Origin of the sequence: Porphyromonas sp. COT-290 OH3588 (assembly GCF_000769075.1) — a bacterium.
Classification (GTDB): Bacteria; Bacteroidota; Bacteroidia; order Bacteroidales; family Porphyromonadaceae; genus Porphyromonas.
The window spans coordinates 52,131-73,658 of the sequence record NZ_JRFC01000038.1 but is presented as its reverse complement, the minus strand read 5'-3'; the positions used below and the strand labels follow the sequence as shown (position 1 = coordinate 73,658).

At 51.2% G+C, this 21,528-nt stretch carries 19 protein-coding genes; 8 read left to right on the top strand and 11 right to left on the bottom strand.

Features of this window, described 5'->3' with window-relative positions; genetic code table 11:
* The first annotated feature begins 7 nt into the window (after positions 1-7).
* On the top strand, positions 8-1,270 hold the full coding sequence (locus tag HQ48_RS07795; RefSeq protein ID WP_081969764.1) for a ComEC/Rec2 family competence protein: 1,263 nt from the start codon (positions 8-10) through the stop codon (positions 1,268-1,270).
* On the opposite strand, the gene HQ48_RS07790 is transcribed toward HQ48_RS07795, so the two are convergent.
* Entirely contained in the window at positions 1,230-1,769 is a 540-nt protein-coding gene (locus HQ48_RS07790; RefSeq protein ID WP_044189669.1) for a shikimate kinase, read from the bottom strand. The two genes, HQ48_RS07795 and HQ48_RS07790, sit on opposite strands and share 41 nt — an antisense overlap.
* Positions 1,766-3,817 (bottom strand): HD family phosphohydrolase, encoded by a 2,052-nt coding sequence (locus HQ48_RS07785; protein WP_044232967.1) that lies wholly within the window; start codon positions 3,815-3,817, stop codon positions 1,766-1,768. The genes HQ48_RS07790 and HQ48_RS07785 overlap by 4 nt, the downstream gene beginning before the upstream one ends.
* Before the next feature lie 475 nt (positions 3,818-4,292).
* Here HQ48_RS07785 and HQ48_RS07780 point away from each other — a divergent pair, with 475 nt between their 5' ends.
* From HQ48_RS07780 to rseP, 3 genes are read left to right on the top strand one after another with little or no spacing between them, the layout of a single operon-like run.
* Entirely contained in the window at positions 4,293-4,853 is a 561-nt protein-coding gene (locus HQ48_RS07780) for a ribosome maturation factor RimM (protein ID WP_044232966.1), read from the top strand.
* Between the two features lie 3 nt (positions 4,854-4,856).
* The gene (locus HQ48_RS07775) at positions 4,857-6,014 is read left to right on the top strand and encodes a 1-deoxy-D-xylulose-5-phosphate reductoisomerase (protein ID WP_044232965.1); all 1,158 of its coding nucleotides are present in this window, start codon (positions 4,857-4,859) and stop codon (positions 6,012-6,014) included.
* Positions 6,015-6,047: 33 nt separating this feature from the next.
* Positions 6,048-7,403 carry an RIP metalloprotease RseP gene (rseP, locus tag HQ48_RS07770; RefSeq protein WP_044232964.1) on the top strand — a complete coding sequence of 452 codons (1,356 nt, stop codon included), beginning with the start codon at positions 6,048-6,050 and terminating at the stop codon, positions 7,401-7,403.
* Between the two features lie 305 nt (positions 7,404-7,708).
* Here rseP and HQ48_RS07765 read toward each other — a convergent pair whose 3' ends face one another.
* The 5 genes from HQ48_RS07765 to HQ48_RS07745 all read right to left on the bottom strand — a co-directional run bounded on the left by HQ48_RS07765 (position 7,709) and on the right by HQ48_RS07745 (position 13,943).
* The gene (locus HQ48_RS07765; RefSeq protein WP_044233026.1) at positions 7,709-8,851 is read right to left on the bottom strand and encodes a DUF1343 domain-containing protein; all 1,143 of its coding nucleotides are present in this window, start codon (positions 8,849-8,851) and stop codon (positions 7,709-7,711) included.
* Between the two features lie 121 nt (positions 8,852-8,972).
* The gene (gene murI, locus HQ48_RS07760) at positions 8,973-9,803 is read right to left on the bottom strand and encodes a glutamate racemase (RefSeq protein ID WP_044232963.1); all 831 of its coding nucleotides are present in this window, start codon (positions 9,801-9,803) and stop codon (positions 8,973-8,975) included.
* Between the two features lie 3 nt (positions 9,804-9,806).
* Positions 9,807-11,255, bottom strand: a complete 1,449-nt coding sequence (locus HQ48_RS07755; RefSeq protein WP_044232962.1) for an O-antigen ligase — start codon at positions 11,253-11,255, stop codon at positions 9,807-9,809.
* Between the two features lie 3 nt (positions 11,256-11,258).
* Positions 11,259-12,344 carry a glycosyltransferase family 1 protein gene (locus tag HQ48_RS07750; protein ID WP_044232961.1) on the bottom strand — a complete coding sequence of 362 codons (1,086 nt, stop codon included), beginning with the start codon at positions 12,342-12,344 and terminating at the stop codon, positions 11,259-11,261.
* A 159-nt stretch (positions 12,345-12,503) separates the two neighbouring features.
* Entirely contained in the window at positions 12,504-13,943 is a 1,440-nt protein-coding gene (locus HQ48_RS07745) for an ATP-dependent RecD-like DNA helicase (RefSeq protein WP_044232960.1), read from the bottom strand.
* A 108-nt stretch (positions 13,944-14,051) separates the two neighbouring features.
* On the opposite strand from HQ48_RS07745, the gene HQ48_RS07740 reads away from it, so the two are divergent.
* Genes HQ48_RS07740 through rsmD form a run of 3 tightly spaced genes read left to right on the top strand, consistent with a single transcriptional unit; the run spans position 14,052 to position 16,132 of the window.
* Complete coding sequence (locus HQ48_RS07740; RefSeq protein WP_044189642.1) at positions 14,052-14,684, top strand: hypothetical protein; 633 nt, start codon at positions 14,052-14,054, stop codon at positions 14,682-14,684.
* On the top strand, positions 14,684-15,547 hold the full coding sequence (locus HQ48_RS07735) for a DUF3822 family protein (protein ID WP_044232958.1): 864 nt from the start codon (positions 14,684-14,686) through the stop codon (positions 15,545-15,547). Before HQ48_RS07740 ends, HQ48_RS07735 begins: the two co-directional genes overlap by 1 nt.
* Before the next feature lie 9 nt (positions 15,548-15,556).
* The gene (gene rsmD, locus HQ48_RS07730; protein WP_044232956.1) at positions 15,557-16,132 is read left to right on the top strand and encodes a 16S rRNA (guanine(966)-N(2))-methyltransferase RsmD; all 576 of its coding nucleotides are present in this window, start codon (positions 15,557-15,559) and stop codon (positions 16,130-16,132) included.
* Here the strand turns inward: rsmD and dacB are convergent.
* Entirely contained in the window at positions 16,089-17,519 is a 1,431-nt protein-coding gene (gene dacB / locus HQ48_RS07725) for a D-alanyl-D-alanine carboxypeptidase/D-alanyl-D-alanine-endopeptidase (protein WP_044232954.1), read from the bottom strand. The genes rsmD and dacB overlap by 44 nt on opposite strands.
* A gap of 41 nt (positions 17,520-17,560) precedes the next feature.
* On the opposite strand from dacB, the gene ung reads away from it, so the two are divergent.
* Positions 17,561-18,229 (top strand): uracil-DNA glycosylase, encoded by a 669-nt coding sequence (ung, locus tag HQ48_RS07720; protein ID WP_044232953.1) that lies wholly within the window; start codon positions 17,561-17,563, stop codon positions 18,227-18,229.
* Positions 18,230-18,240: 11 nt separating this feature from the next.
* Here ung and recG read toward each other — a convergent pair whose 3' ends face one another.
* From recG to xseB, 3 genes are read right to left on the bottom strand one after another with little or no spacing between them, the layout of a single operon-like run.
* Positions 18,241-20,340 (bottom strand): ATP-dependent DNA helicase RecG, encoded by a 2,100-nt coding sequence (gene recG, locus HQ48_RS07715; RefSeq protein WP_044232951.1) that lies wholly within the window; start codon positions 20,338-20,340, stop codon positions 18,241-18,243.
* 15 nt (positions 20,341-20,355) lie between these two features.
* Positions 20,356-21,027 carry a 2-C-methyl-D-erythritol 4-phosphate cytidylyltransferase gene (locus tag HQ48_RS07710; protein ID WP_044232949.1) on the bottom strand — a complete coding sequence of 224 codons (672 nt, stop codon included), beginning with the start codon at positions 21,025-21,027 and terminating at the stop codon, positions 20,356-20,358.
* 3 nt (positions 21,028-21,030) lie between these two features.
* Positions 21,031-21,234 (bottom strand): exodeoxyribonuclease VII small subunit, encoded by a 204-nt coding sequence (xseB, locus tag HQ48_RS07705; protein WP_044189625.1) that lies wholly within the window; start codon positions 21,232-21,234, stop codon positions 21,031-21,033.
* Positions 21,235-21,528 lie beyond the last annotated feature (294 nt).

Here is a 21,528-nt window from a genome sequence, read left to right as displayed (position 1 = left end):
CGTAGATATGACCATGAGGCTAGGGAATGCTCCTCGTCAGTTCCTTGCCTTGGCGGAGCGTTCGTGGTACAGAAACCCCGCTCTACAGGTTCTTCTGTGCTATCTGCTAGCGACGATCTATGTCAATCTAAGCCACAGACCGTCCCCATGGTGGGGAGTGGTTTGTGGTTTTTCTGTACTCGCTCTATCTTTCCTCCCCTCCTTTTCGCCGAGGCTGATGTATAGGTTAAACGCATACTTGCCTAGCTTCATCTTTCGTCTTGGGGTGCTTTGTGTGCTGGTGTCGCTCTTCTCTCTACGTATAGCCCAGAGTGATAGAGAGCAGGTGAGGGATATCCGAGCCAATGAGCCACGAGAGGATCTGGTGGCTAGCCTCTCCGGCAGCTCGGTGAGCCCAGAAGTGCAGCGCTTGTGTGCGGCCATTGCGCTGGGGCATCTGCCCAGAGGAGAGGCAAGCAAGGAGCTGAGAGAGCAGTTTGTAGGTAGCGGAGTGGCACATATTTTGGCCGTGAGTGGATTTCATCTTGGGGTAGTTGTCTTTTTCATCTCGCTACTTCTGAGGTGTTTGAGCTTCTTGCATTTCAATCCTCGCTGGCGTAGTATGCTACTACTGCTAGCAGCTTGGGGCTTCGTCGCCCTCTCGGGCTGGGCTGTGCCGACGGTTCGGGCGGCGGTCATGCTCTCGCTATTCCTAATTGCTCGTATGCTTATTCGCCCCGTATCGACAACCAATATCCTTGCTGCCTCAGCACTTATCCAGTTGCTCCTAGCGCCTCATCTTTTGCAGTCCGCTGGCTTTGCCCTTAGTTACGTAGCAGTGCTGTCGATCCATCTATTCCATCGTCCGATCTATCGCTTGGTTGGGGAGGTTCGCCAGCCTATTTTGGGTTATGTTTGGTCTATGCTGGCTCTGACTTTTGCGGCGCAAGTCTTGGTTTTACCCTTGTGTCTGTATTATTTCGGGCAGGTGTCGTGGGCATTTGTGTGGACTTCTCTTCCCGTGGGCTTGGTCGCCGTAGTGCTTATCCCGATAGCGCTCCTGCTCTATACCCTTGGCTATCTAGGCTTGCCTCTACTTGGCCTAGAGGTCGCTGCCGAATATCTAGGTCAGATGATGCTCTATATCACAGAGCATGGTGCTCAGATTGACTGGCTGCACCAGCACTATCGCCCCGAGCTGTGGCATCTGCTACTCTATTGGTTTGTGGCTATTGCTTGGGCCGTGTGGATCAGGCGAGATGAAGCTCCCTTAGTCGTTGTGCCAGTTTGATGGCCAGTGCTATCTCGTCCTCCTCATTGCGCAGATCGTTGACCGACTCCTCGAGCTGAGCCTGACGGTAGATCGCATCACGCTCCTGCATGGCAGCTTGTACATGTAGTAGCAGTTCCTCGCCCGACTTGTCACGCACCGAGGGGCGAGTACGCTTGCATAGTTCTAGCCTCCCAGCTAGTACTTCGTTGCAGGCTGAGAGATAGAGGGTGGTGCCGCAGGCATTCATCAGTTCCATATTACCATGAAAGCAGGGCAATCCTCCGCCCGTGGCGATGATACAGTTCTCCATACCCGATAGCTCCTCGATGACGACCCGCTCTCGGCGACGAAAAACCTCCTCGCCCACCGAGGCAAACATATCGCAGATGCGCTCCCTAAATCTAGCTTCGATGAAAATGTCTGTATCAATAAATGACCAATCTAGCTCATCGGCTAGCTTACGCCCGATGGTACTTTTGCCTGCACCCATATACCCTATTAGGAAGATCGGGTTCATTGCTTCTCTGGATAGGTGATACGTGAGTGATACATCGTCTTGAGCTTGATGAGGAATACCTCCTTGATGGTTTGAATATCTCTGAAGGTCAGGGGCGTGTCGTTGAGTAGGCCCTCCGATACGATCGAGTCAATGATACGATTGGTCAGTAGGCGTATCCCATCTTCTGTATGCTCTTTGAGGCTTCGGCTCGAGGCTTCGACAGCATCGGCCAGCATCAAGATACCTTGTTCTTTGGTCCACGGATTGGGTCCCGGGTAAGAGAATGGCGTCGGGTCTACCTCTTGGTCTGGGTGCTGGTTGCAGTATGTATTGTAGAAGTAGCGGGTCATACCCCTACCGTGGTGCGTACGTATGAAGTCGATAATCTGTGGTGGTAGATTGTGTTTCTGTGCCAGAGCTATCCCGTCCGTTACATGGCGAATGATAATTTGCGCACTCTCCTCGCAGGATAGCAGGTTGTGCGGATTATTGACGCCTTGGTTCTCTGTGAAGTAGGACGGATTCTTAATCTTACCGATGTCGTGGTACAGAGCCCCTGTGCGTATGAGCTGCACATCGCCTCCGATCTTGCTCGCTGCTTCTGTGGCGAGAATGGATACTTGTAGAGAGTGCTGGAAGGTGCCGGGGGCAATCTCGCTCAGTTCCTTGAGTAGTGGTGTATTGACGTCGCTCAGCTCTACGAGGCTCACGTTGGATACATAGCCGAATATTTTCTCCACGATGAAAGCCAAAATGTAGGTGAAGGTCAAGAAAATCAGATTGATGGCGAAGTAGAGCTGGATAACCCAGTAATCGTGACGTATGCCTCCCTCATTCATGATCGTGATGGCTAGCGAAACAATCGTGTAGAATAGGTACACAAGGAAGGCGGCTCGAATGAGCTGAGCTCTAGAGCTGAGCGTCTGCAAGGCAATGAGCGCAACCAAGCCTGCGACTACTTGGATTAGGATAAAGCCAAGAGGCTCGGCAATGAATATCGCCGAGGCCAGTACCATAATGATGTAGGTGATCAGCGAAGTATGCGAGTCGAAGAACGTACGCATCATGATCGCAAACATCACATAGGGTATGATGTACTGGTTGAAGAGATCATAGTGGATATTGACTGCCGTTAGACCTACGAAGATGAAGAGCGAGATGAGCAGGAATAACATATTCTTGCGCTGCTGCACAAAGCTCGGGATAAACAAAATAAGATACAGACCGAGCACGAAGAAGAGTAGCCCCATAGAAAGCAAACTACCGATGCGTAGGCTCCACTGCTGGAGTGTACCGCCGCTACGCTTGTCTTGCTCTTGAGCCAGTGAGCGCAATAGGTTGTAGGTGTATGGCGTCACGATCTCTCCTTTGTCGATGATGCGCTCCCCTTGCTGTATTAGCCCTACCGAGGGAGATAGATCGTTGAGCTCGGCTTGAATGAGCTTTTGGGTCAGATCCTCGTTGTACAGCACGTTGTCACGCAGATATCGAGATAGATCCATCTGTTGTAGCAGGTCGGCATCTAGAGCGTTGGGCTTGTTGTCGTATAGTTGCTCGTAGGCTTCTTTGAGGCTGTAGAAGCGTGTAATGGGCTCACGCTTCATGATATTCTCCTTGACTACTAGGTTGATCTCCAGCTTCTCTCGCTCCCTCAGGTTCACGAGTTGATCTGCTTGTATTAGCCCTCGTGTGTAGAGGCGTCGAAGTTCTTGATGTACATATATGTAGTAGGCGTGGGGAATGCTTTTGGACATACGGGCATAATACTCGTCTTTGAGCTCGGCGAGCATCAAGGCCATGATTTCCTCATCGTAGGTATATACGGGCTTCATAGCCTCTCGTATGCTGTCTTGCTCCAGACTTAGCTCGCTCTCTGCCTTGTAGATAGGGAAGTCATAGGGGGCTGTCAGTAGGTCGTATTGCCATGGCTTCCCTTTGCTGAACTGATAGCGAAACCCGCCGTTGCCGGGAGTGAGCAACGTAATCAGTACAGCAACAAGCAAAAAGCCAAGAAGCGTACGTACATTCTTCTTGAAAGCTTGAGGAATGCTAATAATCTTCCACATAAATATCCTAAAATGGTTATCTACAAAGGTAATGAATTCGTCAGTATTGTCTTCATCTGTTTTGGAGCTGAGGCGCCTGCTGCATACCTACTCGTGCATTAACTCACCAGCGATATTGGAGCCGTTGGGCAGGTGTGGGCGTTTATGAGGCGAGAGTTAGCGATCGGTATTGCCTTTTCGGCAAATAGCAGTTAGCCCAGCTCCGCCTCCAATCTTTGGAGGGAGGTTTGCTCTACATAGAGATAGGCTTCCTCTATATAGAGCAAGATCTGCTCCACATAAAGCAAAGCTTGCTCCGAAGAGATGTGCCCTAGTTATCGTATTCCTCCATCCCTTGGTTTAGTACCACCATACCCCCTACCTCAGGGATAAGTCCTCAACCAGAGGCCTCGTAGAAATAGAAGTTTGTTGGTTAAGTGGCGATAATTAGCGAACTTTGGCGAGTTTTATGGCAGATATACAGACGGTGTAGACTATGTTGAAGAAAGAAGATTTTGAGTGCATCGGCACCCTTGGCCGTAGCCATGGGCTCTCAGGAGAGATTACGGCTAAGCTGAGTATCGACATTAGCAACTTGATTGACGACGAAGAGGCTCTATTTTTGATGCTGGAGGAGCATGGTTTGCTCATTCCCTTTCGTGTAGAGGGTTTGCGCAGTAAGGCCGGTGATATCGACATCATTAAGTTCTCTGGGTTAGAGAGCAAAGAGGCTGCCGAGCGCTGGGTGAATACCCCCGTTTGGCTAGACAAGGCCTACCTCAGCGAAGCCGAAGACGTCACTGATCTGCTTGAGTACGCACACTTCGTTGGCTACAATCTCTTAGATGGCGAGAGCAACCTGCTCATCGGTACCATCACAGAGGTAGACGAAACAACCATCAACACCCTTATTACTGTCGAGCGCACAACGGGAGAGGTGCTTATACTCCCTATCGCAGACGAGCTACTCGCTGGTATAGATGTAGTGCAGCGCACGATCTCTCTGATTATCCCTGCTGGGCTACTCGACGATTCTGCCGAATATGATATAGACTAGTTTATGAAGCGACATATAGCAATACTAGGCTCTACGGGGTCTATCGGGACGCAAACCCTAGATATCATCAGAGCCAACCCCGAGGACTTCGAGGTCTATGCCATTACAGCTGGGCGCAATGCCGATCTGCTGATCCAGCAGGCTATAGAGTTTGCCCCTCGCTATGCCGTCATAGCGGACGAGAGCCAGTATAGTACCGTGGCGGAAGCCCTGTCGGGGAGCTCGACTCAAGTACTCTCGGGAGCCAAAGCAATCGAGGAGGTCGTGACGCATGAGGTCGTGGATCTTGTCATCACGGCTATGGTCGGCTACTCTGGTCTGCGACCAACATTGGCCGCAGTGCGACACGGCAAAACTATTGGATTGGCTAACAAAGAAACGCTCGTGGTAGCAGGCGAATTGATAATGCCACTAGCTCGGCAGCACGGCGCACGTATTATCCCTGTGGATAGCGAACATTCGGCGATCTATCAGTGTCTTATAGGGGAAGAAGAGAGATTTGAACGCCTTATCCTTACGGCTTCTGGCGGCCCCTTCCGTACTTATGCTCGGGAGGATCTAGAGCATGTGCGGGTAGATCAGGCTCTCAAGCACCCGAATTGGGTTATGGGGGCTAAGGTGACGATCGACTCGGCTTCGCTGATGAACAAAGGATTTGAGATGATGGAGGCTAAGTGGCTCTTCGATTGCGATCCGGGCGAGATAGATGTGTTGGTTCACCCGCAGAGCATTATTCATTCGATGGTACAGTTTCGTGATGGTGTGGTTAAGGCTCAGCTTGGTATTCCCGATATGCGTCTGCCTATCAGCTATGCGCTAGGCCTTACTCGCCGTATCCCGAATGACTATCCTCGATACGATTTCCTTAGCCAAGGCTTCACATTTGAGCTCCCAGATACCGAGCGTTTCCCCAATCTAGCCCTTGCATATCGAGCCGTTGAGCTTGCTGGCAATGCCCCTTGTGTACTCAATGCTGCCAATGAGGTTGCGGTAGCAGCCTTCCTTTGCGAGCAAATCAGCTTCACCGATATGAGCCGTCTGATCGCCCAGATGCTTGATGGGCGGGTGCACGTCGGGGAAATAGATCTCGATATCCTTGAGCAGACCGATGCCGAGGTACGTCGCCTCAGCTGGGAGTGGGTTAAGGCCCATCAGTGCTAGGCTTCGAAATGAATAAATAACAAACAAATTGATATGAATATCCTACAATTAATTGCATCGCTCTCTATCCTTGTGTTCATACATGAGCTAGGTCACTTCGCCATGGCTCGTCTGTTTGGAGCAAGGGTCGAGAAGTTTTATCTGTTTTTCAACCCGTGGTTTTCGCTTTTCAAATATAAATCCAAGCGCAGCGGCACGGTCTACGGTTTGGGTTGGCTCCCCCTCGGTGGCTACTGCCAAATAGCTGGTATGGTGGACGAGTCTATGGATAGCGAGGGACTCAAGAGTGCCCCTAAGCCCGATGAGTTTAGGAGCAAGAAAGCTTGGCAGCGCCTCCTAATCATGGCTGGTGGTATTATCTTCAACGTCATCTTGGCGATGATTATCTATATAGGGATTGCTTTCACATGGGGAGACAAGCACCTTGATAGTAAGTCGGTGGAGTCTGGTTGGAAGTTTTCCGAGGTTGCTCAGCAAGTAGGCTTCAGAGATGGGGACATCATTCTCGAGGCTGATGGGGTAGGGCATCTCAATGCCTTGAGTACTCAGTTTACTGGCAAACTTATCAATGCCAAGGAGATTAAGGTGCTCCGTGACCACAAGGATACGATCACCATCGCTATGCCCAACGATTTCGTTGAGCGTATGCTGGCCGCAGAGCAGAGCTTCGCAACTCCACGTGTCCCCTTCGTCGTAGATAGCGTAGTACGTGACGAAACACTTGCCACGGGCCTGCATAAGGGGGATAATATCATTGCAATCAATGGGCAAGCAACACCCGACATCGAGGCTGTTATCTCAGCTCTACAAGCAGCCAAAGGCACGACAGTAGAGATTATGGCGATCCCAGTGGGGCAGGCCAAACTAGGGACAAAGGCCTTCGACACAGAGAGTGATAGCCGAGCCGTTTGCTATCAAGTGGCCGTAGATACGGTTGGGCAGATTGGTGTGGTCATTCGTCCTATGCAGGAGCTCTACCCCGTTGAGCAGATTAGCTATGGCGTCTTCGAGGCAGTTCCGGCTGGTATTCGTCGCGCTACCACGACTATTGGAGGCTATGTAAGCAGCCTCAGATATGTCTTTACTAAGGAAGGCGCCAAGTCCATGGGAGGCCTAGGCACAATGGCTAAGCTATTCCCCTCTGGCTTCGATTGGTTAGCCTTCTGGAGCGTAACAGCTTTCCTCTCAATTATCCTTGCGGTTATGAACCTACTGCCTATTCCTGCTCTAGACGGAGGGCATATTGTCTTCATCTTGCTGGAGATGATCACACGGCGTAAGCTCAGTGATAAGGTGATGATGTATATCCAAACTGTGGGTATGGTACTGCTGATCCTGCTGATGCTTTATGCCAACGGAAACGACATTTACCGCTATCTAATCAAGTAGCGGATCCAGTGCCAAAGAATAGTATGTGACTGTATAGCTTTGGTATCTAAATACAAAACTAAGGGGGCTGTGGCAAAATCACTTTTGCTTGCAGCCCCCTCCTTTAGGTGTTCTAGAATGTCAAAATGCAAGGTGCTAAGATTGAAGCCAGCGAAGTCTGTGCGGAGCAAATGTTGCAAGTAACACAGCTGCTTGCGTAGGACACACCGCCTCATGCCTCGAAATCCGTGAGATAGCCCTATGCCTTACTCGAACTAACTCTCGGTCTAATACCGTTTGCTATTGTGCAGAGTTGCTGGATCTGGCTAATGACTCTCACTAGGATAGTCAGGATAGAGAAGATATTGCTTGCGTTTTCGCTTGAAGAGTTCTAGTCCCTGCCGCCAGCTTTCTCGGATTTCGGCTTCGCTTAGCCCCGACTCTAGTTGTTGGGCTAGCTGCTTATTGCCCGCAATCAGCTCAAACGTGCGTGGACGATCAATTAGCTTGTGCCCATGTTGCTTGGCAAGGTTATAGTAGTGAATCAGCCACTTGAGGGATAGCTGTCGCTTGGGGTGATCTTCGTCGGTGAGATCTATGCCGTAGCAGACTTGATCTTTGTGCTTAGGGTTGCTGTCTGCTCCGTGCGTTACTCTCGGCGTAAAAGTAAAGGCTCCGTAACCTTTGTGTGGATAGCCCAATATCCTGAAGGGCTGCTCTGTGCCTCTACCTACACTTAGTATTGTTGCCTCGAAGAAGCATAGTGACGGATATAACTCTATCGAGCGAGCATCTGGTAGGTTGGGGCTAGGGCGAACGGGGAGTGTGTACGGCTCTCCATGTTGCCAGCCGTCTATTGAGATGATATCAAGTGAGCAGATGTTGCCTCCTCTGAGCCACCTCTCCCCGTTGATCATCTGCGCCAATTCGCCCACCGTCATGCCGTGCATTATGGGGATAGAGTGCATACCAATGAAGGACTTACAGTCGGCCTCTAGGATAGGTCCATCTATATAGTCGTTTGGGTTCGGTCGGTCACAGATGATGAGGCGCTTCTGCTCCTCTGCCGCAGCCTCCATGAGGTAGTGCATCGAGCTGATATAGGTATAGAATCGAGCACCGACATCTTGTAAGTCGAATACGATTACATCAACATCTTGTAGCATTTTGGGGGTTGGTCGTTTCTGACGACCATACAAACTGACGATTGGTACCCCCGTTTTGACATCTCTACCATTACGTACATACTTGCCTGCATCTACTGTCCCACGAAATCCATGCTCTGGCACAAAAATCTTTTTTACTCGCACCTTACTGGCGATGAGTGTATCTAGCAGATGCGTCCTCCCCGCTCCTACGATAGAGGACTGATTGGCCATGAGGGCAACACGCTTGCCTTTGAGCTTTGGCAGGAGTAGCTCCATACGTTCGGCACCTACTCGTATTCGAGGAGCTACCTTCTTAGTCATAATATGATATTGCTGGGATAGCTCGTCTTGCCTCAGAGGAGTATTAGATCCCTCTAGATGATCCCAAACTGATAGCAAAAGCAGGAGATAGAGTAGGGAGGAGAGGCTCGTTTTCATAGTTTTAGTCAATTTTGATTCTGCGTGCCTTGACCTCCTCGGAGATGAAGATAGAGGCTAAGTTACCAAATCTATCGGCACACTCCGTAGTCAAGTACTCGATGCCTCCACCTGTGCTTAGGCGAACTTCCATCTCGGGGTGCCTATGTAGGTAGTCTTGTAGCGAGGAGGCGACCAGTTCGCCCTGTGCGATGAGCTGAACTCCCTCGGGGAGGTAGTGCTCTATCTTGGGACGGAGCAGAGGGTAGTGAGTACAAGCCAAGACTAGGGCGTCGATCTCGGGATGATGTTGCATGACGGCATCAATCTCTCTCTTGACGAAGTAGTCCGCACCCTCCGATTGGCTCTCCCCATTCTCTACAAGCGGCACCCACATTGGGCAGGCATGTTCGTAGATAGATAGGTGGGGTAGGAGCTTCTGTACCTCGAGTAGATAGGAATGTGCCGATACTGTGCCGGGTGTGGCGAGTATGCCGATGTGCCCACTTTGACTGGTGGCTTCTAGTGCTTCCACTGTGGGACGTATGACGCCTAGCACGCGACGTGTCGGATCTTCGCAGGTCGGTAGATAGCGTTGCTGTATCTCACGCAGAGCTTTGGCCGAGGCTGTGTTGCACGCTAGGATAACTAGCGGGCAGCCCTGCTCAAAGAGGAACCTCACTGCCTGAAGTGTGAAGTCTTTGATTACGTCGAATGAGCGAGTACCATAGGGTGATCGTGCATTGTCGCCGAGATAGATATAGTCGTACTGGGGTAAGAGCTTACGTATGGAAGAGAGGATCGTTAGCCCTCCGTAGCCAGAGTCGAATACGCCAATAGGAGCTTGTTGAGCCATTTTTTATTGAATAGGGGGTGATACCACGGGTGATTTGCCAGTCTCCTTGCCTGAGTCCGCCAAGTGGTTGCCACCTAGTAGCAGGAAGTATAGCGCCATCGGAGGGATAACCTGATAGACATAGAAAGGAGAGTCGATGAGCATCATCGGCAGCAGCAGTAACATCCAGTAGAGGATTGCTCGATTATGGTACTTCACAGCAGCATAAATCGTAGAGCATACTAGAGCAAGCATCGCTACTACCCCAATGATGCCAGTGTCTAGGGCGACAGAAAGGAAAGAATTGTGGCTATGAGGATGCCCAAAGCGTTCCATAATCAGGGTATAGTCTGTGCCAGAGCCAGCTCCAAATATACCATAGCGCTTGATGTGCTCTATCGCATAGACGAACATCTCAAGGCGAGGTCCATCGCTGAAAACATTGTGCTGATAGAGATAATAAATGGTGCCGATCAATATAGTTGCAACTATTACTCCAAGCATATAGCGCAGCTTGGTCGAGGAGCGTATGCCTTTGATGTAACTCGAGAGTGCCAATAACGGTAGTAGCCCAATAACCCAGAAGCCATATCTGGCCTGAGTGATGAAGGTGAAAATGATGAGAAATAGATAATACAGCCCGAGTTCCAAACGTAAGTTCCTACGTAGGCTTGACGATAGGGCGATGATGCTTGCCCAAGGTGCGCTGAAGAAGAGTAAGTGATAGGACGGATGCTCCATGTGGGCCCAAGGCATCAAGATGTTGTAAATCGTCGTATGAGGGAAAGCTTTTAGATAGAATTTGTTGATGGTAAGCCCGTCAAGTACCCCGCCCGAATAAACAGTGACGAGGTATAGGTAGACGAGAATCTGTAATACTAGCACCGATAGGCTTAGACGTAGTATGACCCAAGAGATCCTGAGGACTTGCTCCTTACTCAGTGAGAGAATACCCGCCGAAAGAGGGAGTAAGATAAGCATCAATTGCTTCTCCGTGAAGTGTGCTCCTCGCTCTGGATATTCGCTCCAAAGCGCACCTATGGCAGTGGTAAGCACATAGATGATGCAAGCCCAGTGTACGACACCGATATTGCTTAGGGTAAACCGCCTTCGCCAGAGCAAAAGCCCTGTACAAACGGTGAGGTACACAATCTCGGCATTCTCCGTCCACCATATACTATAGCTCCAGCTGATAGCACCGACTACCAAGATAATCTTGGGGATATATTTGGGTCTAAACTCCCGTAAGTAGCTACGAAGCTCGGCGAAGAAACTAGCAGCATATCCTGCCAGAGCCGTTATCCACCAAAGGGTATATACAATCCATAGTTGCTCTTTGGGGGCTTCTAGAGCTTTGATCTCTGTATTGCCCATTAGTACGGCAATCAGAATAGCGAGGATCCCCAAGGTTTGTATGCCTATATAGCGGAGGTTGCGGTAGGGGTTAGGGTTGTGATCAGATTTATAGTGCATACCTTATGCCTTGATGCCTGCTAGCTTCTTGTATAGACTTAGATATGCCGTAGCCATGGTCTTGTAATCGTATCGATGCGCCCAAGCTTTGAGCCTCTTGGGCTTGTCTGGGTCATTGGCATATTGCTCCAGCCCCTCTAGGAGAGTTGTAGCCATTGCTTGGGCCTCAAGCTCTCCGAAGTAGTAGGCTTCTGCGCCCCCAATCTCTGGGAGGCTCGTATGGGTAGATAGGAACGTTGGGCGCCCAAAGCTCATAGCCTCAATTGGAGGAATACCGAATCCCTCGGCGATAGACGGGTGGACGTATGCCGAGCAGTGTGCCAGTAGTGTTTGTTTCTCTAGGTTGCTGATATTGCTAACGATATGTACCCGCTGCTCTAGACCAAGAGTTTTGATCTGCGAGAGGACTAAGTCTCGATACTCCTCCTCGCCATCGGAGCTGACCAAAACCAAATGGTAGCTATTGGGTAGGAATTGGAGCATCTCAACGAGCCGCATCTGCTGTTTTTTGGGGTGGAGAGTACCTATGTTGAGTAGAAATTTGTCTGTGGGCTCTAGGTGAAGAGAGCTGGGGAAGGAGTCTATCTCGTCACTGAAGATGAGCCCATTGTGTATGACTTCAATCTCTACTCCTTGTTTGAGTTTGAAGAGGTGTAGATTGTCGAATAGGTTCTGACGTACAAATTCCGAGATACAGACAATTATATCAGCAAGCTCGATGTTGCGTCGCACTCGGCGTAGTACACGGGCGTAGCGTCTTGGTGTGAGAGGCTCGAATAGGAAGTTGAGGTCGTGTAGCGTGAGCACCCGCTTGCCTTGATGAGGCGTGTTGCGAAAATACTTTTGTAGTTGGTGCGTTACGTGCAGCACATTGTAGAATACAGGTGTGGGGTTGAATAGGCGATGCCAACCTCTGAAGGCAACCTTGTCTACAGTACTGTCGCCTCTCTCAAGCTCTTTGTAGAAGTGTATAGTTAGCTCTTGCTTTGCTTCCAGTATCCCTCTGTGGAGGCAGTGACAGAAGAAGCCAAGCCCGGAGTTGGGATATTTAAGTCGCTCTAGGTCTACAAGGACACGCTTTTTAGCCATAGTTGGTTAGTCTAAAATTCTGAATAAAGTAAGTGGCACATCTTCAGCCTAATTTGATGCGCAAATATACTCCAAAATTATCGTTTGTTTGGGAAGAAATACTTGGCTCTTGGGAGGGGCCGAGGCTGCTCATCTGGGTTTATGACCGCTAGTTATGCTTTAGCTAACGATGAACTCCTCTGGTGGATTGACCAGATAAACCTGCTCTGTGGCACGGGTAATCGCTGTGTAGAGCCAACGGATCATATTGAGGTCTGTGGGGAGTAGCTTCATTAGCCCAAGGTCGATGAAAACACAAGGCCACTGACCGCCTTGGGCTTTGTGGGCCGTCACGGCATAGCCGTACTTAACCTCTAGAGCGCCCCAATAGGGATCTTGTCGGATCGCTCGGCGTAGATCCATTACGGAGCTGTGGTGGCTGTAGTCCTCTAGTAGGGCTTGGTAGAGTGCGGTGCGCTGCTGGTGGGTGCGTTGCGCCTGCTCGTCGGCAAGCCCCGTAAGTAGAAGCTTGACTTCCAGTTCGTCCTCTCTGTCTGGGAGATAGATGGTGGCATCGGCAAATCGGAGGCCATATAGCTCTGTTTGGCGATGGAGGCGTCTAAGCTCGATGAGTTCTCCATTGGCGATGAAGTCCGAGCGGTCCCGACGTTTAGTATAGTGGTAATTGTTGCGTGCGACGATCAGCCCTTCTCCTCGCACGACCTCTTCGTCGTAGTCGAGTACTTGGGCTCTGATGCCAAGGTTGAAGGTTAGAGCTCGCTTGTTGGAGGGGGCGATCACAAGGCATTCCTCGCGCCCGTATCTGCGATATGCTCCATCTAGCGTATCGACTAGCTCTACCCCCGTGATGACTTCTACATCGTGATAGGCACTGATGTCGAGTTTGAGCTGAATGCTCTCGCCACTAGGAGTAGAGGCGTGAGAGGCGAGAAGCTGCCTTAGATAAGTGGCAAGCCCGAGTATGCCCGAGCTCTCCGCTTGCCGAACCACCTCCGTTAGCTCTGCCTCATAGATCTTGACGCCATACTGCCTCTCGAGCTGTGTCGCATTAAGCGCATCGCTCAGCTCGCTACCTACGGGAGGGAGCTGAGCTGTGTCGCCGACTAAAATCAACTTGCACCCATCTGCTTCGGCAACGTAGGCAAGTAGGTCGTCAAGTAGATTGCCCGAGCCAAACGGTGTTGGTTCGTTTGCAGCTCCCGAGATCATAGATGCTTCGTCTACGATAAATAGTGTGCTTGCGCCCTTGTGGCTGGCAAGTTTGTATCCGCCGCCCTCCTCTATCGAGGCAGCCGTGGACCGGTATATACGTCGGTGTATTGTCGTCGTGATGCGCCCAGTGGCTTGCTCCAGCACCTTAGCGGCACGCCCGGTGGTGGCCATCAGCTCCACTTGCATCCCTGCTTCTTCGGCCGCAGATGCGATGGCGTTAAGTAGGAATGTTTTACCCGTGCCGGCGTAGCCTTTGAGTAGGAAAATGCTGTATGGCGCAGGATTCGCAAGGAAGGCTGCACAACTGGCGATAGCTTCTTCCTGTCCCGAGGTCGGGGAGAGGCCCAACTTTTGGAGTATTTGTTGCTCTATAAGATTGTACATCATTGACAATATTGTATCTTTGTGTTTGTGAAATTAGTCTTTTAGCAGAATAGTTTCTAATTTTGGCACGAGTTAAAGAAGTGGCAACTACAAACAAATACATATAGTACGATGGACAAAATTATCAAGGTACTGGTGCTTGCGGCTGTTATAGCCTTAGGTTACTTGACGTTTATGAGCGTCTATACACCCGTACAATTCGACAAAATCCAACAGCAGCGCGAGGAAGTGCTACAGAAAAGACTTAAGAAGATTGCTAACTATCAGGACGCTTTCGAGGATGTACACCATCGATTTGCAACAGCAGACGAGCTCGTTGCCTTCCTTGACTCAGGCAAGCTCTTCTATGTAATGGCCGAAGGCGACTATACTGATGCTATGCGTGAGCAGGGGCTTACAGAGTCGGATGCCGCCGCCAAGGGTCTTATTCGTCGTGATACTATTTGGGTTTCGGCTAAGGACTCTCTTGTCAAAGATGGTACCGATGTTACTAGACTGTACGACCTGCCAGTTGGTTCTGCTCGTATTCAGGTAGACACCGCTTTCATTAGCCAGATTATTGGTCTAGATACTATTTTGGTCCCAGTATTCGAGGCCAGAGTGCCATTTGAGGACTATCTCTCTGACCAAGATAAGAGCCGTCTGAAGGACAAGGAACGTATGGCTAAGGAGAAGGCTAAGGGTTATCCCGGTCTGCGTATCGGTTCACTAACAGAGGTGAAGATGACTGGTAACTGGGAATAATGCTCTCAGTACAACCACATACGACAGTGCTAGTTAGCTCTAGCCAGTCCGAAGAAATGAGTATGTCCATCCGACTAATGTCGGGTGGACTTGCTTTTGCTCTATGGTCAATAAAGCAGGAGCGTGAGCCAGTAGCTTGTGGTTTCTTGCCTATGGGGACAGGCTATGGGTCGTGGTGGGAGGCGATGCAGGATTTATTTTTCCAGAACGAAATTCTCTGTTTCCCCTATCACAGCGTTGAAGTCTACTATCAGCCTCAGCAGATTATCTTGATCCCGCATGAGCATTACGAGGCTGAGGAGTTGGCCCTATGGCTACAAGCTGTATCGCCTCTCTCAGCAGATGAGGAGATACAGTGGCAAGCTCTTGCCTATCCCCTCGAAGACGAGGGCAAGCTACAAGGGCTGGCATGGTCGCAGCCGATGTATCAGTTTCTGCAACGCACCCACTTGCGCCTAAGAATGATCCCCGAATACATGCCTTGGCTCGCCTCACGTAAGCGTCAGTCACGGCAGTCCATTCAAGCGGAGCTGTGCGTCAGCTTGCACCAAGAGGGGATAGACTGCTTCCTCATTAAGCAGGGGGAGGTGCACTTTGCCAATCAGTACAGATTTGTTCGCCCAAGTGATCCGCAAGCTATGCTCGGTGAGATGAACTACTACATCTTGGCTCTGTGGCGTTCGCTTGCGCTACAAGGGGAGAGCGATGGCCTATCGCTCTGTTACAGCCTAGATGAGTGCGAGGAGTCTTGTGCTAGATCACTTGCTCTGCTTGAGCAACTACGGGAGGAGCTTTACCTCTATCTCTCTCAGATAACCATACACACTCGGAGCATTGTTGCGGACAATGCCCATCAGCCATAACTCAAGGATATGCGCATCATAGGAGGTAAATACAAGCGAAGACGCTTCGATGTCCCCAAGAGCTTTAATGCTCGCCCGACGACAGACTTTGCCAAGGAAAATTTATTCAATGTGCTGGCACATCTCATTGATTTTGAAGATGCCATCGCCCTAGATTTGTTTGCAGGTACGGGCAGTATTTCGGTTGAGTTGATCTCTCGTGGCTGTAAACGAGTGGTGGCAGTGGAGCAGAGACGTGAGCATGCTGGCTTCATTCGTAGCCTAGCTCGTGACCTCAAGGAGGAGGATACACTACGTGTCTTGCAGACTGATGCGTTTCGCTATCTAAGATACGAGCAGTCGCTCCCTGAGTTTGACTTTGTCTTTGCTGATCCTCCCTATAAGCTCACAGAGATTGCCGAATTACCAGACCTGATCCTTGCCTCAGGAAGACTCAAACCCAACGCCTTGATCGTCGTTGAGCACCCGCAGAACTATCGGTTCGACCAACATCCGCACTTCCTACAGCACAGAGAGTACGGCTCTGTCAATTTCTCTTTCTTTACGACCGAGGTTGAGGAAACGCAAGACGAAGAAACTGTCTAAGCGTTTCTCTGGCTTCTCTATTTGTAGCGAAGCCATTGGCCATATAGACCAATATATACCATTCACCCTCGTGCTCTACGTAGCCAGCGTAGCACTGCACACCACGCATAGACCCACTTTTTAAGTAGGCCGTCACCTCTTCTGCACCCATAAGGCTGCGTACCGTGCCGTCTAGGCCCAGCTGTGGCAGGCTCTCTACTAGAGCCCCGTCGTGAGGTCGTAAGCCTCCCATCAAATCCACTAGTGTGAGCGATAGGGTGGCGGGGGTGATCTGGTTGAGTCGGCTGAGCCCGGAGCCGTCCGCTAGGCTAATGCTGTTGCTCGCAAGGGAGAGCTTGTCACGCCAGTACTTGGTAAGAGCCTCGCCGCGGCTCATGTCGGCGCCATCGTGCTTGAGTAAGGAGGCGATAGCCTCGGCAAATAAGTTGTGGCTACGGTGATTGGTAATGCGTGCCAGTGTGTCGAGCGGCTGGGAGTAGTAAGTGTGTAGCAGCGTACCTCTAGCTGGTCTAGGTTTGTAGCTCACTTGTAGAGGCTTGTTGATACTGATGCCATGCTCTTGGAGCAGGCGCATGAGCTTTTGCCCTGCGTAGGTCGCAGGGTCGGGGTTGGCAGGCCTTAGGTTAAGTCTGTCTGTGCTTCGTGGTATCAAGCCCGTTATCCTTGCTTGTGCTTGGGTTGGCGTGAGCAGTATCATCGCTGTATTTCTCTTGCCCGTGCGTAGCTCGTTGCGCCACTGTATGCTGCTATCCCTATCCCAGTCTAGTATCTTCACACTTGTCGCCTTGCGTTTGCCACGCACTACTCCTACATATAGATCTAGAGCATTGTCTGCATAGTTGAGCCCATAGAGCCCAGCGCCGTATGCAGCCCCAATATCCTCGAGCATCCAGCTAGGGTGTACCCCCAGCTCTGCTTGCCAAGCATCGATGATGAGCCGACCGGTGATGCGCTGCACGCCTGCTCTCCCTAGGGCATCTGCTAGCTCTAGCCCTAGGCGCAGGCTATCTTGGGGGAGGTACTGTGAGCCGATGGAGGGATCTCCCATACCATGTACGATAAGGTCCCCATGGAGCGTCCCCTGCTCTATGCGCCCCTTGGTGTATATAGGAGTGGCAAATCTGTATGCCCCCCCTCGCTGCTGTAGGGCTGCTCCAGTGGAGAGTATCTTGACTAGTGAGGCGGGCGTCATGCGCTCGTCTTCTCTGTGGCAATAGACCGACTGCCAATCTCGGCAGCGGATTACCTCTAGCCCTATTCTCCCCCCCGAGGCTGCCTCTGCCTCTAGGATAACGTCGAGCGGATTGGTCGTTTGGGCGATGCCACTACATATATGGAGTAGGGCGAGGGTAAGTAGGCTCGTATAGCGTCGTATCGTCTTAGTCATTTTCTATATCTTTGGTAACAAATTTAGCCAATAAATAACGTATGCAAGTCAAAATAGAGCCAAGCTGGCACGCACTTCTAGCCGACGAGTTTGAGAAATCTTATTTCGCACACCTGAGTGCAGCCGTACGCCGTGAATACCTCTTGGGTAATCCGCCCATCTATCCAGAAGGCAAATTCATCTTTCGGGCTTTGGATCTCTGTCCTGTGGATCGGGTAAGGCTTGTTATTCTGGGGCAAGACCCCTACCATGGCCCGGGGCAGGCCGAGGGCTTATCGTTCTCTGTACCTAGGGGTGTACAGATTCCGCCTAGTTTGCGCAACATTAAGAGAGAGATCCTAGAGGATACAGGCTTGCCCTCTGTGATTGATGACGGACATTTGATGCCGTGGGTGCAGCAAGGAGTGCTTCTGCTCAATAGTATCTTGACGGTACGTGCGGGGCAGGCTGGCTCGCACCAAGGCTTAGGCTGGGAGAGCTTTACCGATGCTGTGATAGAACGCCTCTCACGTGAGCGGGAGCATCTAGTCTTTCTTCTTTGGGGAGCCTATGCCCGTCGCAAGGGAGCTGGGATAGATCGGAGCAAACACCTCGTTTTAGAGTCGGCACATCCGTCGCCTCTGTCGCAGACACGCTTCTTTGGCTGCAAACATTTTAGCCAAGCCAATGCATATTTGGTTAGCCACGGCTACGACCCCATACGCTGGTAGTACTATCGAAGCTATGAGATGACGCCCCAGTTGTCAGGGCGATTATAGATTTCTTTTAGGCGTGCTGCTAGCTGCTGATGCTCTGCTTTCTCGAGTGTGGGGTCTTGGCTCAGAATATGCTCGGCTAGGTTGCGTGCATACTGCACGAGTGCTCCATCTCTTGCAGGGTTTGCGATGCGTAGGCTAAGCTGCTTGCCACTCTGGCGTGTCCCCTCTAGCTCGCCGAAGCCCCTGAGGCGCATATCTTCTTCTGCGATGACGAAGCCGTCGTTGCTCTCTACCATGATCTCAATGCGTCTGCGTGCATCGGCTCCTATCTGGAAGCCAGTGATCAGCAGACAGTAGCTCTGCTCTGCCCCACGCCCTACACGTCCACGTAGCTGATGCAGCTGTGATAGACCGAAGCGGTCGGCTCCCTCGATGATCATTACCGAGGCATTGGGCACGTTCACCCCCACCTCGATCACAGTAGTGGCTAGCAAGATCTGAGCCTCGCCCGAGACGAAGCGTTGCATACGCTCGTCTTTTTCTTTTGCCTTCATCTTACCATGCACCATCTCCAGTTTAAACTCGGGGAAAATCTCCTTGTATCGCTCCAGACCAGTCTCTAGGGCCTTGAGGTCTGCTTGCTCGTTTTCCTCAATCATTGGATACACTACATACGCCTGCCTCCCTAGGTTGATTTGCTCCCTTAGGAAGCTGAATACTGGGTACATCTGATTGTCGTAGTGATGCTGGGTTTGGATAGGCTTGCGCCCCGGTGGTAGCTCGTCGATCACGGATATATCTAGATCTCCGTAGAGGGTCATGGCTAGAGTGCGTGGGATAGGTGTTGCGCTCATGATGAGGATATGGGGTAGGACGCCCTCGTTCTTAGTCCATAGGCGTGAGCGCTGTGCGACACCGAAGCGATGCTGCTCGTCGATGACAGCCATGCCTAGCCTATCGAACTGAACACCCTCCTCCAGCAGAGCGTGGGTACCGACCACCAGTTTGAGCTCTCCGCTAGAGAGCCTAGGCAGGAGCTCTGTGCGCTGCCTCTTGATTGTGCTGCCGATGAGTAGCCCGACCTCTAGACCTAGAGGTCGGAGCAGTTCGCTCAGAGATACTGCGTGCTGGCGAGCGAGTATCTCGGTGGGTGCCATCAAACAGGCCTGATAGCCGTTGTCTACGGCTAGCAGCATCGAGAGCAAGGCTACTAGAGTTTTTCCGCTCCCTACATCACCCTGCACAAGGCGGTTCATCTGTTTGCCTGCAAGGGTGTCTTGTCTGATTTCTCTAAGGACACGCTTCTGCGCTCCGGTGAGGTCAAAAGGCAGATGATCCCGATAGAGAGCATTGAAGTAGATCCCTACGTGCTCGAAGACGAAGCCTTGGTAGTACATTTTGCGCTCTAGCTTCATGCTCTGGAGCTTGAGCTGTATGAAAAATAGCTCCTCGAACTTGAGCCTGCGTCTAGCTTGCTCTAGCTGAGCCGAAGAGTCTGGGAAGTGAATCTGTATGATGGCATCTGGATAAGCCATAAGCCCAGTTCTCCGGGCAAGTGCATCGGGGAGCGTTTCTTCTAGATGAGGGGCGAGCACCTTGAGTAGGGTGTAGAGCATCTGGCGCATCTGCCTATTGCTTAGCCCAGAGCTTTTCATTTTCTCGCTGGTGTTGTACATCGGTACTAGTCCGCCCGAGATGCTATCGGCCTTGCTGACGTCGTCGATCTCTGGGTGAGGAATACTGAAGACCCCATTGTAGTAGCTAGGTTTGCCGAAGATGATGTACTCTCGCCCTAGGGTGTACATCTTCTCAATAGTACTCTGCCCTCTGAACCACGTTAGCTCGACCCAGCCAGTATCGTCGTGGAAGACACCCACGAGCCTCTTCTTGCGTCCCTCGCCTACATCTCTCCACTCTCGTATATAGCCTCTGAGCTGAATGTAGGGCATATCTGGGCGGATCTCTCGTACCTTATAGAAGCGACTGCGGTCGATGTATTTGTAGGGGAAGTAGTGCAGCAGATCGAGATAGGTGTACAGCTCTAGATCACGTGCCAGTATCTCGGCACGTTTGGGCCCTACGCCGGGCAGGTAGGTTAGGGGTGTTGCGAATATCTGCACCATAGGGTAGGCAGAGGGTTACAGCTGTTTGCCTAGGATATACTCGGCGGTAGCAAGGTCTTGCGGACTAGTTATTTTGATGTTCTCCACATTCCCCTCTACTAGGGCGATCTCGCCTAGCCTAGCCGTCTCGTAGACCGAGGCATCGTCTGTGAAGGTGGGGGAGAAATCCTGACGATAGGCCGTAATGAGCCGTCCTAGGTCGAAGACCTGTGGGGTCTGGACGGCGACAAATTCGCTTCGAGGTACGGCCTTGGAGCTAGTCGTTGTAAGCTGTCTGAGGCTGTCGGTGACGGCAATATATGGTAGAGCAGCGCCACTGCGCTCGGCCTCGGCAAAGCAAGCATCGATCACGGACTTATGAATGAAAGGGCGCACTCCGTCGTGTACGGCCACGCAACCCGACTTGCCTTGTAGCGTTTGTAGGGCATTCTGTACGGAGTGGAACCTCGTAGCCCCGCCCAAGCAGATACGATGTTCGAGGCCAAAGTCGTGCTGGCGACATAGCTCGTGCCAGTAGTCGATCTGTCCCTTGGGGAGTGCTAGCGTGATCTGCTCGCACCCAGCGAACTGCTCTAGCGTGTGCATCAGCACAGGCCTCCCGCCTAGTATGAGGAACTGCTTGGGGATATCGGTGCCCATGCGTAGCCCTTGCCCGCCAGCTACGACGATAGCGTACCTCGCTTGCATGGCCTATTCGTTATTATCTTCTAGCTGAGCCATTAGGTCGGCTAGCTGTTTGTCTGCTTTGGTGAGTTTCTCTCGGCAGAACTTTGTTAGCTTCACGGCCTCGGCCACGAGTTTAGTTAGCTCGTCTACATCGGGGCTTTCGTGCTCGATGCGACGCACAATTACCTCTAGGCGCTGCGATGCCTCGGCGTAGGTCATTTCTTTCATACTTGCAGTGTAGTCTTATTTTGCTCTAGGTACAAAGTTAGACAAATCACCAAGATGAGCCGTGCAGGCAAATAGATGTATTCAGATTTTTACACTTATCACTTACGTTTGAGTAGCCCGAATGACTCGATAGATTTATTGGACGAAAAAAGGCAAATCGTGTATTTGCCCCCTAGCAGGCTCTACACGGGCACGACCCCTATTGGGACACTCTGCTACCATCGAGGTGTAGATAACCCCTTAAACGATGCTTTTGTAAGTAGCTTGTTTTTAGAGGTATAGTCTTTTTGAGGG

Coding starts and splice junctions, on each gene's coding strand:
- HQ48_RS07795 (WP_081969764.1), top strand. CDS start 8: ATGACCATGAGGCTAGGGAATGCTCCTCGTCAGTTCCTTGCCTTGGCG.
- HQ48_RS07790 (WP_044189669.1), bottom strand. CDS start 1,769: ATGAACCCGATCTTCCTAATAGGGTATATGGGTGCAGGCAAAAGTACC.
- HQ48_RS07785 (WP_044232967.1), bottom strand. CDS start 3,817: ATGTGGAAGATTATTAGCATTCCTCAAGCTTTCAAGAAGAATGTACGT.
- HQ48_RS07780 (WP_044232966.1), top strand. CDS start 4,293: ATGTTGAAGAAAGAAGATTTTGAGTGCATCGGCACCCTTGGCCGTAGC.
- HQ48_RS07775 (WP_044232965.1), top strand. CDS start 4,857: ATGAAGCGACATATAGCAATACTAGGCTCTACGGGGTCTATCGGGACG.
- rseP (WP_044232964.1), top strand. CDS start 6,048: ATGAATATCCTACAATTAATTGCATCGCTCTCTATCCTTGTGTTCATA.
- HQ48_RS07765 (WP_044233026.1), bottom strand. CDS start 8,851: ATGACTAAGAAGGTAGCTCCTCGAATACGAGTAGGTGCCGAACGTATG.
- murI (WP_044232963.1), bottom strand. CDS start 9,803: ATGGCTCAACAAGCTCCTATTGGCGTATTCGACTCTGGCTACGGAGGG.
- HQ48_RS07755 (WP_044232962.1), bottom strand. CDS start 11,255: ATGCACTATAAATCTGATCACAACCCTAACCCCTACCGCAACCTCCGC.
- HQ48_RS07750 (WP_044232961.1), bottom strand. CDS start 12,344: ATGGCTAAAAAGCGTGTCCTTGTAGACCTAGAGCGACTTAAATATCCC.
- HQ48_RS07745 (WP_044232960.1), bottom strand. CDS start 13,943: ATGATGTACAATCTTATAGAGCAACAAATACTCCAAAAGTTGGGCCTC.
- HQ48_RS07740 (WP_044189642.1), top strand. CDS start 14,052: ATGGACAAAATTATCAAGGTACTGGTGCTTGCGGCTGTTATAGCCTTA.
- HQ48_RS07735 (WP_044232958.1), top strand. CDS start 14,684: ATGCTCTCAGTACAACCACATACGACAGTGCTAGTTAGCTCTAGCCAG.
- rsmD (WP_044232956.1), top strand. CDS start 15,557: ATGCGCATCATAGGAGGTAAATACAAGCGAAGACGCTTCGATGTCCCC.
- dacB (WP_044232954.1), bottom strand. CDS start 17,519: ATGACTAAGACGATACGACGCTATACGAGCCTACTTACCCTCGCCCTA.
- ung (WP_044232953.1), top strand. CDS start 17,561: ATGCAAGTCAAAATAGAGCCAAGCTGGCACGCACTTCTAGCCGACGAG.
- recG (WP_044232951.1), bottom strand. CDS start 20,340: ATGGTGCAGATATTCGCAACACCCCTAACCTACCTGCCCGGCGTAGGG.
- HQ48_RS07710 (WP_044232949.1), bottom strand. CDS start 21,027: ATGCAAGCGAGGTACGCTATCGTCGTAGCTGGCGGGCAAGGGCTACGC.
- xseB (WP_044189625.1), bottom strand. CDS start 21,234: ATGAAAGAAATGACCTACGCCGAGGCATCGCAGCGCCTAGAGGTAATT.